We start from the raw sequence: 15338 nt of genomic DNA, 5'->3' as shown, positions 1-15338 counted from the left end.
GAAATTATTTATTGTGCGTGAGATCACATAGAATGACCGATAAAAATTATTACAAATGCAATAATGTTAAAAATTAAATCATCCGGGGCGAGAACGGCATAAAATAAGCTTTAGCTCACAGAAACCACATTTCAGTTAAATATCGTAATGGCGTTGTGAAAATTTGCAATTGCCGCCTGCTTTTTTCCCCACTAATACTAATTGGGTTTGCTGTCGATTATTTTTTTAGCGGCAATACGTTGTCGTCACATTGTAAAGGTTTGTATCTTATCTTATAAAACAGCGAGTTCCCTTGCTGGTTATGTTCTTAAAAAAGCAACATAAGGAATGAAAGATGAAACTGAAAACCCTCTTGCTTTCTGCCTGTGCGGCACTGGTGTTGACCTGCCAGCCGGGTATTGCCAAACAAATCAAAATCGGCATGGCGGTGGACGATCTGCGCCTGGAACGCTGGCAGAAGGATCGGGATATTTTTGTCGATAAAGCCAAGTCCCTGGGGGCGGATGTGTTTGTTCAATCCTCCAACGGCAATGAAGAAACCCAGATGTCGCAAATTGAAAATATGATTAATCGCGGCGTGGATGTATTGGTGATAATTCCTTATAACGGGAATGTGTTAAGTAATGTTATCGCGGAAGCGAAACAGGCTGGAATAAAAGTCCTGGCGTATGACCGGATGATTAATAATGCTGATGTGGATTTTTATATCTCCTTCGATAATGAAAAAGTCGGTGAGCTACAGGCGCAAAGCGTCGTCAATCGCGTTCCCCAAGGTAATTATTTCCTGATGGGCGGGTCGCCGGTGGACAGTAATGCCAAGATGTTCCGCGCCGGTCAGATGAAAGTACTGCAACCGTTAATCGACAGCGGCAAAATCAAGGTGGTGGGCGACCAATGGGCCGATGGCTGGCTGCCGGAAAACGCGCTGAAAATCATGGAAAACGCGCTGACCGCCAATAACAACAAAATCGATGCCGTGGTGGCTTCCAATGACGCCACCGCCGGGGGCGCCATACAGGCTCTGGCGGCGCAGGGTCTGGCCGGTAAAGTGGCTATTTCCGGGCAGGATGCCGATCTGGCCGGCATCAAACGTATTATTCAGGGTACCCAAACCATGACGGTCTATAAACCCATCAAGCAGGAAGCCTCCAATGCCGCCATTATCGCTATAGAGCTGGCCAAGGGTGAAAAACCCAAATCCAACGCTTCGCTGAACAATGGCTTGCGGGCTGTCCCTTCCTATCTGTTGACACCTATTGCGGTGGACAAGAGCAATATCGACAGCACCGTGATTGCCGACGGTTTCCATAAGAAGTCCGAGCTGAACTGATCCGCCGTTACGCCGATTGTTGTTTGTGACGTGAATTATACCCCTAAATAATTCAAGTTGTAGGAAAGCCAACGCACCTGCAGCTTGAAGTATGACGGGTATATGTGGGCCGCCGAACCGGGCGGCCTTGCTGCGGAGGGAAATTATCATGGCGTCTGTGTTACTGGAAATGAGAAATATCACCAAGCGGTTCGGTGTGGTAAAGGCGGTGGATAATGTGTCCCTGAGCGTTGAACCGGGCCAGGTATTGTCGTTATGCGGTGAAAACGGTTCGGGCAAGTCCACCCTGATGAAAGTGTTGTCGGCGGTGTATCCTTACGGCACCTTCGAGGGAGAGATCCTGTTCGGCGGCGAGCCGCTGGTGGCCCACGGCGTGCGCGACACGGAGCAAAAAGGGATCGCCATTATTCACCAGGAACTGGCGCTGGTGAAGCAGATGACGGTGCTGGAAAATATTTTCCTCGGCGCCGAATGGGCCAAATATGGCGTTATGGATTACGACAATATGTATCTGCGCTGTATCCGTATGCTGGCGCAGGTGAAACTGGATATCGATCCCAATACCCGCGTCGGGGAGCTGGGGCTGGGGCAACAGCAACTGGTGGAGATTGCCAAGGCGCTGAACAAGCAGGTTCGCCTGCTGATTCTGGATGAACCCACCGCCTCCCTGACCGAAAGCGAAACCGCCATCTTGCTGGATATCGTCAACGACCTGCGCAATCACGATATCGCCTGTATTTATATTTCCCACAAGCTTAACGAGGTCAAGGCCATCTCGGATGTGATTTGCGTCATCCGGGACGGTAAGCATATCGCGACCCGGGCGGCCGAGGGCCTTAGCGAAGAGGACCTGATCCGGATGATGGTGGGGCGCGAGCTCACCGAGCTTTATCCCCATGAACCCCATGCCGTCGGCGAGGAAATTTTGCGGGTGGAGGGACTGACGGCCTGGCATCCGGTGAATCAGCATATCCGGCGGGTGGACAATGCCGCCTTTAGCCTGCATAAAGGGGAAATCCTCGGCGTCGCCGGCCTGGTTGGGTCGGGCCGCACCGAGCTGGCGCAGTGCCTGTTCGGCTGCTATCCCGGCCGCTGGGAGGGCCGGATCACGCTGCACGGCAAGCCGGTTCGTTTCAGCAACTGCCGGCAGGCCATGGCCCATGGAGTGGCCATGGTGCCGGAGGACCGCAAAAAAGACGGTATCGTGCCGATCATGAGCGTGGGCTCCAATATTACCCTGGCGGCCCTCAGCCAGTTCAGCGGATCCCTTAGCGTCGTGGATGAGGCCGGCGAACAGGCGGCCATCCGCGACGCCATTGCGCGTCTCAAAGTGAAAACCACCTCGCCGGAGCTGGCCATCGGCCGCCTGAGCGGCGGTAATCAGCAAAAAGCCATCCTGGCGAAATGCCTGTTGCTGAATCCGGCAATCCTGATCCTTGACGAGCCGACGCGCGGTATCGATATCGGTGCCAAGCAGGAAATTTATCGCTTGATAAACCAGCTGGTACAGCAGGGTATCGCGGTCATCATGATCTCTTCGGAACTGCCGGAGGTCCTTGGCATCAGCGATCGGGTGCTGGCGATGCACCAAGGGGTAATCAAAGCCGATCTTATCAACCGCGACCTGACACAGGAACAGGTAATGGAAGCGGCACTCAGGAGTGACTCCCATGTTGAAAATCACGCGGTCTGACCGCTTGGCGGCTACCGGCGATACCGCCGCCGGCAAAAACAAGCCATTAAATTTACAGGTATTCGTTATGTTGGCCGCTATCGTGGTCATTATGCTGTTCTTTACCTTTACCACCGAGGGAGCCTATCTCAGCGCCCGCAATATCTCCAATCTGCTGCGGCAAACCTCCATTACCGGCATCTTGGCGGTGGGGATGGTGTTTGTGATTATCTCCGCCGAAATCGATTTGTCGGTGGGCTCCATGATGGGCCTGCTGGGCGGGGTGGCGGCGATATTCGATGTCTGGCTCAAATGGCCGCTGACGCTGACCATCCTGGTGACCCTGTTGCTGGGATTGCTGCTGGGGGCCTGGAACGGATGGTGGGTGGCCTATCGCAAAGTGCCGTCATTTATCGTCACCTTGTCCGGTATGCTGGCCTTTCGCGGCATACTAATAGGTATAACCAACGGCACCACCGTCTCTCCCACCTCGGCGGCCATGTCGCAAATAGGGCAGAGCTATTTGCCGGACGGTGCGGGGTTCGGCATCGGTTTTATCGGCCTGGTGCTGTTTATCGCCTGGCAATGGCGCCGGCGCGGCAAACGCCAGGGCCTTGGCTTATCGGTTCCCACCCGCACCGGGGATCTCGCCCGGCAGGTTATCACCGCGGTCGTGGTATTGGGGGCTGTGTACCTGCTGAATGATTATCGCGGCGTACCCACGCCGGTGCTCCTTCTGGTGGCGCTGATGCTGGCGGGATTGTTCCTGGCGGCCCGCACCGCCTTCGGCCGCCGGATTTACGCCATCGGCGGCAATATCGATGCCGCCCGGCTGTCCGGGGTGAACGTGGAGCGCACCAAGCTGGCTGTATTTGCCATCAACGGTTTGATGGTCGCCGTGGCGGGTCTAATCCTCAGTTCCCGCCTGGGGGCCGGTTCGCCCTCCGCCGGCAATATCGCGGAGCTGGACGCCATCGCCGCCTGCGTTATCGGCGGCACCAGCCTGGCGGGCGGCGTCGGCAGCGTGGCCGGCGCCGTAATGGGGGCCTTTATCATGGCGTCGCTGGACAACGGCATGAGCATGCTTGATGTGTCCACTTTTTGGCAATATATCGTCAAAGGCGCCATTTTGCTATTGGCGGTTTGGATGGATACCGCCACCAAAAAGCGGGCCTAGCCGTACGGCAATAGATTTCCGGGCGGATCGAGCTCCCAGGGAGGGGTTCACGGCGTGTTTACGATCTGGCAGCCTGTCTCGACCGGACACTATGTCAACAAGCTCGGGGGGCGGATACGCCCCTTTTGTCATGGGAGGGTGTTTCACGTTTTTTATTTGATGGCGTGCTTATCCCCTAAATCGGTTATTTTATTGTATACCTATGGTCAATATCATTAATTAGGAGGTTATGTAAAATGAAGACATGAATATATCATTGATAAAGGGGTGCAATATATCAAGGATATTAATTAATAAGAATCTGAATGGACAATCGCGAATTTCAAGTGCCTCAACGCCCTTAACGTCGAGACAATCAGCCGATGATATTGAATGAGTTTTATTATGACGTTAAATTGAATCCCGTACCGGCAGTATTGGGCATTATCATTAGCGCTATCGGCTTTGTCACGACCTTCCTCACCTTGGCGTTATTCATTTCTGATTTTCGTACCGACAGGTTTTATCCCGATTATCGCCACATTTATCGGCTTGAATCCCAGCTTTTATTGCCTAACGGCGTCCGGGTACGTTCCGCGCAGGTGCCGCTGCCCTTGATCGACGCGTTGAAAAAAGAGCCGGGAATTACATCCGTCAGTTATGCCCACCGTTTTTTCACTACGATCCGCAGTGAAGGGCGGGTAATGTCCGACGTGGAAATTTTCGCGATCAGCCCTGAATTCTTAACCCGATTGAATCCTTACCGGCAGTCTCTGGCCCCGCTGGAGGCCCACGAAATTTATATTACCCCGGCCTTCAACCGGCGATATCTCGGCTTCTCTTCGCCCCGCGGCAAAATAATCGAGGTGGGAAATCAAGGGAAATTCATCATCAAGGACGTGGTGGAACCTCATAAAGACAGCAGCCAAAACATGCCGATAATGATCGCCTTTTCACCCTGGATGATGGAGGGTTATGACGATAAGCGCCGTGACTGGTACAACAACCAGGTTTATGCTTTTATCCATTCGGCGTCGCCGCAAACCTTCGATAATCGCCTACTTGACCAGGTGGTTGAACGCTATGCGCCGCAATTGCCCGGTGCGCCCGCTACTCCCGCGCAATCTCTTCATTTCAGCGCCCGCAATATCCTGGCTATGCACTATGGTCAGGGTTTTCCTGATGAATTGGCCGCCGTGCATTCCATGGCATTGTTGCATACCCTTTATGGCGCGGCGATATTTGTACTGCTAACCACCCTGGTAAATTTTCTCTCCATAAACGGCATTATCAATGCCGCCAAAAGAAGCAGTCTGCATATCAAGCGCTGCATCGGCGCCTCGGATAAACAAATCCTCGCGGAATACTGCGGTATCATCTTCCCTCAATTTCTCTGCATCATGATTCTGGCCCTGGGAATGCTGCTGGGATCCGCGCTATTGTCCGAACCGATACTGGCGTTATTGCATCAAGTTCCCTGCCGGCTGCAGGTTGGGGTATTTATATCCGTGTCGCTGATAATGGGTGGCATGATTGTTCTGAGCCAATGGATTTACCTTCGCCTGTTTGTCTTTAGCGTAAGAAATACACGCGGGGATGCCCGTTTTGAAAGCAAGGCAACTTATTATATCAATAAGCTGTCCATGGTGGCCCAGCTATTGCTTTCCGGAAGCATGGTTTATATTTGGGCCGGCGCCATAGCGCAAAACCACTATGTTATGGACACCGACTTCGGATATCACAAAAAAAATCTGCTGACTTTTGAAATTAATGAGCCGTTGCGCTCTCTCGCAATGTTGCGGATGTTGCAAGACCGGCTAAAGGAAACCACCGGTACATCCAATATTGCATTAAGCAGCTGGCGGCCCTTTGATATGTCCCCAGCGGTGATGACGGTACAGCATGGCCGGCAGCAGCAGGATCAGTCCGTCGCCATTAACGCCTTTTCCGCAGACCGTAACTTCCCCCTGGTGTGGGGCCTGGAGACCCTGGCCGGCAAAGAAAACGCCGTCAGTGAAAGCCGGGATCCGGCAATCCTTCACGTCATTGTCACCCGGGCGTTTATGAATGCGATGGGACAGTCCTCCTATGATGAAGTGATGAATAACACTTTTTATATTGATCTCAACGGAAAGAAAAAAGCGCTGCGTGTGCTGCGTATCGTGGACAATATCTACCTCGGCGAGCGGACAACATTACCGCAGCCGTTAATGATATTTATAAAAGACAACATCGAAAAATATGGCTCGATTAAATATTCCACGCGTCGGCAACGGGATAACATCATCTCGCAGCTCCAGGATTATGGGCTTTCCGAGAGTCAAATAGTATTGGTGGATGATTTGCACCGCCGGCATTTTAAAAACCATCTGTTGATAACCAATGTAATACGCTTGGTGGCGGCGCTTTCTCTGCTGTTGCTGCTGGGCAGTGCCGTGATTATCGGTATATCCGAGGCCGTCCGGTTGAATAAGACCCTAAAAATCATGGAAGCGGTGGGCGGCTCGGTCTATACCGGCATCGTTTTCTTTTTGCAGCAAAACATGGCGCCGCTGCTTATATCCTCCGCCCTTGCTTTTATAGTAGGTTTTGGTTTTTTACATCGCTGGCTCAAGCGATATGACCTGGTGACCGGGTTAACCTATACCTATGCACTCGCCGCGCTGCTGCTGCTGACTCTGGGCGTGGCGGCGGTGATGGCGTTGTCGCTGATGGCGGGCGGTCGGTGGTTCCGGGCCACAGGGCGCACGCAGAAGGGGGAGGCATGGATGTAAAGCTGGAAAAAAAATCCTTCATACATTGGCGGTCCAAATGGCTGGCCTGGGGTGCGTTGCTGTTATTTATTTCACTGTGCGGGTTCATGTATCGATTGGCCACCGCGGATAATTTTTTGCGGGTGCCTTCTTCCGGGGTGAAATTTCATGAGATCAAACGCGGCTCGTATAATGATACGTTGGTGACACGGGCTGTCGCCATTCCAAATGAAAGCGTGGTTGTCTCCTCCGAACGGGGCGGGAAAGTGGTGGAAATTTACAAATTTTCCTCCGGTTTTGTCAAAAAGGGAGAGGTTATCGCCCGGCTGTCCAATTATGATTTTGTTTTACAGGTGACCTCCCGTATCGCTGATGCCACTGAGCAAATTAATAACTTACGTAATATGCGTATGCTGCTTGAACGCAATAGCCGCGACACCAAAATAGAACTCGAGAAATCGGGCTATAACTTAATGAAAACAAAAAAGGAACTTCAAAGGAATAAAAAATTGTACGAGAAATCCATCATTGAAAAAGCCAAATATGAAAACCTGGTGGATGAGCTGGCATATTGGAAAAAGACCTATGAAATCCTATCCGAACATAATGAACAGCAAGCCATCATTTTGCCCCATCAATATCGGGAGATAGACGAATCCATCAAACGTCTGGGGAAATTGGTTGATCTGATCAAAGGCGGTTTGGAACAGCTTACGATAGTCTCCCCCATAGAGGGTACGCTCACCGCTCTGGATATTAAAATCGGCCAGCAAATCAAACCCGGCGAAAAAGTCAGCGTAGTGGATAATTTGCATTCCTACTACTTTGAGGCCGCCTTCAGCGAGTATTACCTCGATAAAATAAAGCCGCAGGTGAATGTAATGGCTGATGCCGGCGGCATTAGCATCCCGCTGACCATCGAGACGGTTTCATCGGTAGTAGATAACGGCAAGTTCAAAGCGAAGCTGCTGATGTCCCGGCCCAGACAGATTGCATTGAAACGCGGCCAGTCCATTGATCTGCGCGTCTCTCTGGGCACCTCCCGCAATGCGCTGCTGGCGCCCTCGGAAGCGATATTCTTTCAGGACGGCCAGGCCATGGTGTATGTCTTTGATAAACAGACGCGGCGGGCGGTGAAAACCCCGGTGAAGATCAAGCGCCAAGGGGCGGCGCAATCAGAAGTTATCGATGGCCTGGCCGAGGGACAGCAGGTGGTGACCTTCGCTGACAACGACTATGAAAAATCCAACATCATCGAGTTCGATTGATATGATTAAATTGGAACATGCCGGAAAATTCTATCTCACCAAGACCATCAAAACGCTGGCGCTTAATAATGTGGATCTTGCCATTATCCCTGGGGAATTCCTGTCGGTCATGGGCCCCTCCGGCTCGGGAAAATCCACCTTGCTGAACGTTCTGGGTTTATTCGAGTCCCTGGATACAGGGCGTCTTACCCTGGATGGCGAAGTGGTGGAAGGGCTCTCTTATTCCCAAAAAATAGCACTGCGGCGGCGCTTGATAGGCTATATTTTTCAGTCCTTCAGCCTTATTTCCCATATGACGGTAAATGAAAATGTCGCCCTGCCGCTTAAGTATCGAAATGTGCCCAAAACGGAGCGTAAAGCGCGGGTCAAGCAGACTTTGGAGACGTTTGGACTGACCCCAAGGGCGGAACATTACCCGTCTCAGCTTTCGGGCGGCCAGCAGCAGCGGGTTGCCATTGCCCGCGCCATGATCTCACATCCGGCGCTGATCCTGGCCGATGAGCCCACCGGCAATCTGGACAGTAAAAACAGCCGGGCGGTACTTGAGCAGCTTAAAAAAATCAATGGGCAGGGAACCACAGTGGTAATGGTGACCCATTCGCGGGAGGCGTCCAGCTATGCCGGGCGCGTTCTTATGATGCGGGATGGCCGGCTTGACAGCCATTGACAAGCCACCCCGGTTAGCCGGGGACAATGACGAATTCGTCCGGCGAATGGCCTTGATTACCGGCTTTGTCGATGCGCCTCGCCTCGGGCTGGATTTACCCCTGGATATCAAGGGCGCCGCGTTTCAGCCGCGGGTCTGGCAGGCTTTGCAGGACATTCCCCCCGGCAGCACGTTAAGCTATGCCGAGGTGGCAAAACGCATCGGCATGCCCATCGCCGTTCGCGCCGTGGCCGGCGCCTGCGCCGCCAATACGCTGGCGGTGGCCATCCCCTGCCATCGGGTGGTGCGCAGCGGCGGGACCTTGTCCGGCTATCGCTGGGGTATCGAACGCAAAAGACGTTTGCTGGTAATCGAGGGGCAACGCTGAAGAGTTTCGCATAATAACGCGACGTTTTGTCCGTCCATGTGCATGACCCGGATTTCATTGCTTTATCAAGATGGCGCGCAATAGCTGGTTTGATATAGTATATAATTGGAATAAAAATGCAGCGATTATAATTAATTATCTTATCAGTATTCTGTAGTACCCCGTTCAGGATATTGATAATTAATCAAGAGATGCAAAAGCGCCTTCTGTTCTAATTCAATAAAAGGATTATTCAGACAGGCATCTCTTTCAGTCATAAGCGGACTCGGAAATTCTGCCGGAATATCAAGGCTGTCTCCAAACTGTTTAACGAGACGATGGTAGGGTGATATATTATGTCAGTGTGCCGTATCATATGCGATACGCAGTATGAATGTGGATTATTGGAAAATCTGTTAGAGATGTGTTTAACTTGGCTGTTATAGGATTTTGCTGATTCGTACTTTAACCCAATTTTGTAGTATAAGGTCTTAAGTAATTGATTACAACGGCAAGCAAAAAACAATAATCGATAAAGATTCATCTGTAGGATGTATTCATTGGCTAATGCCTGAAAAAACAATAAAAATAAATCTATTTTAACTGGCTTTCAGGCCCGACACAAAACGACAGGAGTTGTTATAAGCGTAAATATAGTTAATAAAACGGGCTATAGCTTAATCTTTATCCCTGATTGAAACGGTGAAAATTTGTTTTAGTGAACTACGCTCAAAATAAGTCATTAGTTAGTAGTGAATTATTTATTCATATGGCCGAAACAGTATAAATAGGATTGAGGACAACATTATGCAAATTACCGGAAATACACAACCACCCGCAACTTCACAGCCAAACGAAACCCGCACCGGCGCGAGTAGTCAGAGCACTGATCCATCATCGGGATTTTTCCTGAATGTGGCGACGCAAAAATTTTCCAGCGCGCGAAACAACCCTGATGGGCGACAATCATCTTCATCTTCATCTTCATCTTCATCTTCATCTTCATCTTCATCTTCTTCCCGTCCGTCCACCCCGGATTCTGACCACGGCGATTGGACAGAAGTTAACGGTGATGTGATTGCCAATAGCGGTGATGTTTATATAGCGGAAAATATAGGTAAAATAGAATCGGTGAAAAATTATGGGGCGGGAAACACCGATAATCTTAATAATTTGGAAGAAATCATCAAAAAATCCGTAAATTGCAAGGGCGATCTTGTCGCTAACACAGGCGACGTCATTAAATCCAAAATAATAGGCGATATAACTTCGACGAGACATTATCATTCCGACGATATTAATTTAGATGAACGTTTTGAACGTTTGAATAAGATTTTGGAAAATGCCGATGGCATTTAGGGAGATATAATCGCCAATAACGGTGATTCTATTAAGGCGGATACGATTGGCCTATTAAATCTGACTTCCACTTTTTTTTCGAGCGGATCGACATTTACGAGCCGTCATGACAAAAATAAAATCAAGACCCCTGGGAATCCAGCAAATAAAGACAGTGCCCGTTCTGCTGGTGCAAACTCCACTCAAGGATCATCAAACAATGCCGGGGTCAGACCGGGTCCCTCAACCGGAACGACTAACGTTTTCGGCGGAGAGAGTTCTTTCATAAGGACAGAGAAAGTAACTGGCACCATTTCCAGTTGTGAAAATATAAATGGTTTGAAGTCCCATGACGTTCATAGAGTTCCGCGGACGGGTATCATAATGAGCTCTAAGGGCACTGTCGAAACTTATAACCACGGAAAACCGGTGTAATAGCTCTTTTATAACGCTGCTTGAAACACACCACCCGGCTTGGGGAAATCTCCCGCGGGCCGGGTTTGTTTTATGCCCGCGCCAACCCCTGTCCCAACGGCGCGCATCAGTTGGCAATCGCCATGCTCACCGTCATATGCCTTCCGTAGAATACCGCCCGGCCGATGAGCTCGCCGCCGATAATCAGCACCAGTCCCAGCGCCAGCCCAGCAGCGGTCCGCCGGTAAATACCGTCAGCACGAAACCAAGAGGGGTATAAACGGTATCCCAGGTGGGCACGGTATCTATCATATAGACCCGGCCCATGGCATATAAAAACAGCGAGCCGGCGGCGATCTCGTTGGACAGCAGCGAGGCGCCGATGCGGTACAATGAATTCAAGGCCCGCAGCGGCGAACCCAGATGCATCATGGAGGCAAGGAATCCCAGCCCCATCAATAGCCATAAAAAGAACATCGACAGATGCACTTTGCGGGCGCCCGCCGCCGTCAGGTTACCCGCCAACAGCACCATGGCCATGATCAGGTAACCGCCAATCACGCACTGGCCCGCCACGGTGAAAAACATCAGCGGCCACTCCGACCATCCGTTACCCATATTAAACCTCCTTAGGATTGGCAAGATAACCGGTGGTATCACCCAGCGGATGGCCGTTTTATTTTTACCGCCTGTTCAAATCCATTACCGCACTGACGCCTAGGGCCTATGCTTCAGCCGGCCGTGGCCGGCGCCGCCAACCAGCTGGAGGTGGCCATCCCCTTACATCTGGTGGTGCGCAGCGGCGGTGCGCTGTCCGGCTAGCGCTGGAGGATTGAACGCAAGCGGTTTCTGATTGAAAAGGAGACTAAAATAGCAAAATCGTAGATAAGGTTATTTCAGCGAAGGCGAAAATTTATTATGCTCGCTGGTACGTATTTTATCCGCAATGGTACGCTTCATAACTCACGTTTAGAATAAAGTTGTTAAGCGTTCGTTTAATTAATTCTTATTATAATCAACGCTCAGTTTATAGTGCTTTTTTTGTTAAAGGCATATGATCACATCAAGTTTTAAGAGAATAATATTATGAATATTTCAAGCCCCTCATTATCCTCAATCATAGCTACCGGCAGTAATTGTCCAACAAGTAATAATATGCGTGGTGGTATTCAAAAGATAGCGGAAAGATTGTCTTCTGATATTTTTTCGAATGGAAATGATATTAATTTGATAAGCTGTTTTACTAATGAGGGAGACAATACAATAACAATCGATAGTCAGCAAGGTCGTATATCAATAGAAAACGGTGAAATGAATGCCAATGTTAAATCAACCACTGGAAACGTCGAGATAAAGGGAGCGAATTTAAAAGCGATAAGTACTGAACAAGGCGCTGTTGAGCTGTCCGAAAATGCAAAAGTTGCCGCCATAGAAACTAAGAAAGAGACCGGTTCTATCAAGGTGTACGATAGTGAAGTTGAAAATAGTATTACTACTACTCAAGGATTTGTTGAGCTAATCAGCGGTTCGAAAGCAAAAAGCATTAAAACCACATGCGGAAGCGGTATCGTCATAGTCACCGGAAGTGAAGTTATTGATGATGTCCGAACTATCGGCGGGAAGGTCCGACTCTTTGGAAAATCAACGGTGGGCACGATTGCTACCTTATGTAGGGGTGCCGATGTCTTAGTGGAATACAGTTCTGTTAAAAATGAAATTAAAACCGACGGTGGCTCCGTTAAACTTGAAAGTGACGCAAAAGTAAAAAAAATTAAGACCAATCAACAATCCGGGTCAGTCACATTGGATAATTCTGATGCTGAAGAAATTGAAACAACAAGCGGAAATATTTTCATTAAAGGTTCTACCTGCTATATGCCGGAAAAATTGATAACGGACTCCGGTGAAATCACAGTCGAAAGAATTAAAACCGACAAAAACACATGCATTGAGCAAAAAACAGGTAAAACAGTTTTTAAAAATACTGTTCATAAAGCAAAGATTACAACGAATAGCAAAAATACGGTTATTGATGAAAAATCAAGCTTGAACCATCTCCATTGGGTTATACCTGAAAAGCCTTGTGAGAAAAATAATCCCACAACAAGTCATGAAATCCCTAAGAAAAGGTTTGCTGGTTCAATCACCTTTGGTAATAGTTATACAAATTGCAGTGCCAAATCAATTGTGGATAACACTCAGATCTTTTTTGGTCCACAGCCCGATAAATACCAGATTGATGTTTCCAACTCTGTTAATATAGAAAAAAATATTTTTGAAATCTTTCTTTACGGGAAGATTTCGACACTAACGGTGGATAATTCGGCTAACCCGGATGCTAAATTACAGTTGGTCACTAAAGGTACCGGCAGTGTGGATTATATAGATAATATTATCGAGGTGGTTTCATAATTCCAAAAACGTTGTTTTGCTGGTAATAAAAGATCAGAAATAAAAAGGAAAGCGAGAGAAAAAGGCTTTAAGAATATCAATTTAGGTATTTTTAGAGCTCATTGCAATAGAAGAGATGGAGTAAAAGAATATGCAAATTTCAGGAAATTCACAGCCAGGCACCAGTCCAGCCACTGCGGATCAATGCGCTCATTCATCCGGTACAGATGTATTAGAAAATTCATTAAAAATTAAAATCTGAATGAAATTTTAAACCTAGCCGAAAATGTTAAAGGCAATGTATACGCTAATGTCGGTGACGTTCTCATTGCGGATACAATAACAGGGTCCTTAACCCTAAGTTACAGTTCTGTTGCAAGCCGCGCCGAATCCCAGAAAAAAGTGAAACAATAAATTTTTCATGGCAAATCTGATGGGTTAGAAAACCGGTCGCCTAAGCCGGCAGGTTCCACAGTTAGCGCAATAAGACCAACGGCCAGCCTGAAGCATGGAGATCATGCATCAGCTGGCAATCGCCATGCCCACCGTCATATGCAAGCCGTAGAATACCGCCCGGCCGATGAGCTCGCCGCCGATAATCAGCACCAGTCCCAGCGCCAGCCCGGCTACAGGCGGCGTTTTGCCGCGGGCCACCGGCCAAAGCCAGCAGGCCAGTCCCAGTACCAGCAGCAACACCCTTCCCGCCATCAGCAGGCCGTAATCGGGGACCATTGCCGAGGCCTGCTGTACCGAACTGTGGATAGCGGCCAGACCGGCGGCCTGCATCATTACCGCCGCCACGCTTATCATCACCGCGATAACGCTTACCCAGGGCAGGTAGCGCCAGCCCGGACCGCTGATGCCCGCGCCCTGCAATAGCAGGCAGCCCAGCAGCGGTCCGCCGATAAATACCGTCAGCACGAAACCAAGAGGGGTATAAACAGTATCCCAGGTGGGCACGGTATCTATCATATAGACCCGGCCCATGGCATATAAAAACAGCAGGCCGGACAGGGCGGTGATCACCAGCCATATGCTACCCGCCATCCGGGGCATGCGATTAAGCACAGCTATCAGCCAGTAGATGCCTCCTAGAGCGAAAAACAGCGAGCCGGCGGCGATCTCGTTGGACAGCGGCGAGGCGCCGATGCGGTTTAATGAATTCAAGGCCCGCAGCGGCGAACCCAGATGCATCATGGAGGCGAGGAATCCCAGCCCCATCAATAGCCATAAAAAGAACATCGACAGATGCACTTTGCGGGCGCCCGCCGCCGTCAGGTTACCCGCCAACAGCACCATGGCCATGATCATGTAACCGCCAATCACACACTGGGCCGCCACGGTGAAAAACATCAGCGGCCACTCCGACCATCCGTTACCCATATTAAACCTCCTTAGGATTGGCAAGATAGCCGGTGGTATCACCCAGCGGCCGGCTGCCGGCGTTGGGCTTGATAACCAGATTGGGCTGGGTGAACATCGGGTCGGGCAGCGGCGCCACCGCGGCCAGATCGCCGTATTTGTCGCGCAAGTCGCCGATGGGCGCCAAATCAAGCGCCCGCAGCGGGCAGGATTCCACGCAAACGGGTTTTTGCCCCACCGCCACCCGTTCATGGCAGCCGTCGCATTTGGTCATATGGCCTTTCTCGGCGTTGAACTGCGGCGCGCCGTAAGGACAGGCCATATGGCAGTAGCGGCAGCCGATACAGATATCTTCGTTCACCACCACGAAGCCGTCGTCGCCTTTATGCATGGCGCCGCTGGGACACACCTTGACGCAGGCGGGATCTTCGCAGTGGTTGCAGGCAATGGAAAGATAATAGGCAAAAACATCCTGATGATAACCGTAGCCGTCTTGCTGCCAACTGCCGCCGGCATATTCATAGACGCGGCGAAAGCTGACATCGGGGCCCAGATTTTTGTAATCCTTGCAGGCGAGCTCACAGGTTTTGCACCCGGTACACCGGCTTGAATCAATATAAAAACCGTATTGCGTACTCATC

Annotated in this window: 10 protein-coding genes and 2 pseudogenes; 9 read left to right on the top strand and 3 right to left on the bottom strand. The window is 50.2% G+C overall.

Annotation, left to right across the window (positions count from 1 at the left end):
- The first annotated feature begins 334 nt into the window (after nucleotides 1–334).
- The 8 genes and pseudogenes from xylF (at nucleotide 335) to ACL2XJ_RS04360 (ending at nucleotide 10551) form a co-directional block, all read left to right on the top strand.
- Nucleotides 335–1330 (top strand): D-xylose ABC transporter substrate-binding protein, encoded by a 996-nt coding sequence (gene xylF / locus ACL2XJ_RS04395; protein WP_132925243.1) that lies wholly within the window; start codon nucleotides 335–337, stop codon nucleotides 1328–1330.
- Nucleotides 1331–1478: 148 nt separating this feature from the next.
- A complete protein-coding gene (locus tag ACL2XJ_RS04390) occupies nucleotides 1479–3023 on the top strand; it encodes a xylose ABC transporter ATP-binding protein (RefSeq protein ID WP_132925245.1) in 1545 nt (514 codons plus the stop codon).
- Nucleotides 3001–4179, top strand: coding sequence for a xylose ABC transporter permease XylH (gene xylH / locus ACL2XJ_RS04385; protein WP_413725755.1), 1179 nt, complete (start codon nucleotides 3001–3003; stop codon nucleotides 4177–4179). The genes ACL2XJ_RS04390 and xylH overlap by 23 nt, the downstream gene beginning before the upstream one ends.
- A 368-nt stretch (nucleotides 4180–4547) precedes the next feature.
- The gene (darB, locus tag ACL2XJ_RS04380) at nucleotides 4548–6932 is read left to right on the top strand and encodes a darobactin export ABC transporter permease subunit (RefSeq protein ID WP_413725754.1); all 2385 of its coding nucleotides are present in this window, start codon (nucleotides 4548–4550) and stop codon (nucleotides 6930–6932) included.
- Nucleotides 6923–8179, top strand: coding sequence for a darobactin export ABC transporter periplasmic adaptor subunit (gene darC, locus ACL2XJ_RS04375; RefSeq protein ID WP_413725753.1), 1257 nt, complete (start codon nucleotides 6923–6925; stop codon nucleotides 8177–8179). The genes darB and darC overlap by 10 nt, the downstream gene beginning before the upstream one ends.
- Before the next feature lies 1 nt (nucleotide 8180).
- Complete coding sequence (darD, locus tag ACL2XJ_RS04370; protein ID WP_413725752.1) at nucleotides 8181–8846, top strand: darobactin export ABC transporter ATP-binding protein; 666 nt, start codon at nucleotides 8181–8183, stop codon at nucleotides 8844–8846.
- A pseudogene (locus tag ACL2XJ_RS04365) lies at nucleotides 8845–9213 on the top strand (methylated-DNA--[protein]-cysteine S-methyltransferase); the annotation flags it as partial. The gene darD and the pseudogene ACL2XJ_RS04365, both read left to right, overlap by 2 nt.
- A 786-nt stretch (nucleotides 9214–9999) precedes the next feature.
- The gene (locus ACL2XJ_RS04360; RefSeq protein ID WP_413725751.1) at nucleotides 10000–10551 is read left to right on the top strand and encodes a hypothetical protein; all 552 of its coding nucleotides are present in this window, start codon (nucleotides 10000–10002) and stop codon (nucleotides 10549–10551) included.
- 615 nt (nucleotides 10552–11166) lie between these two features.
- Here ACL2XJ_RS04360 and ACL2XJ_RS04355 read toward each other — a convergent pair.
- Nucleotides 11167–11562, bottom strand: a pseudogene (locus ACL2XJ_RS04355) (DmsC/YnfH family molybdoenzyme membrane anchor subunit); the annotation flags it as partial.
- 468 nt (nucleotides 11563–12030) lie between these two features.
- Between ACL2XJ_RS04355 and ACL2XJ_RS04350 the strand changes: the two are divergent.
- Nucleotides 12031–13356 (top strand): hypothetical protein, encoded by a 1326-nt coding sequence (locus tag ACL2XJ_RS04350; protein ID WP_413725750.1) that lies wholly within the window; start codon nucleotides 12031–12033, stop codon nucleotides 13354–13356.
- Nucleotides 13357–13857: 501 nt separating this feature from the next.
- Here ACL2XJ_RS04350 and ACL2XJ_RS04345 read toward each other — a convergent pair.
- Nucleotides 13858–14718 carry a DmsC/YnfH family molybdoenzyme membrane anchor subunit gene (locus ACL2XJ_RS04345; protein ID WP_413725749.1) on the bottom strand — a complete coding sequence of 287 codons (861 nt, stop codon included), beginning with the start codon at nucleotides 14716–14718 and terminating at the stop codon, nucleotides 13858–13860.
- A gap of 1 nt (nucleotide 14719) precedes the next feature.
- A complete protein-coding gene (locus tag ACL2XJ_RS04340) occupies nucleotides 14720–15337 on the bottom strand; it encodes a DMSO/selenate family reductase complex B subunit (protein WP_132925258.1) in 618 nt (205 codons plus the stop codon).
- Between the last annotated feature and the right edge of the window lies 1 nt (nucleotide 15338).

It is taken from the genome of Sodalis sp. RH16, assembly GCF_047324245.1.
Classification (GTDB): domain Bacteria; phylum Pseudomonadota; class Gammaproteobacteria; order Enterobacterales; family Enterobacteriaceae; genus Acerihabitans; species Acerihabitans ligni.
Note: the sequence above shows the minus strand (reverse complement) of the source record. Positions and strands in the feature narration are given on the sequence as shown.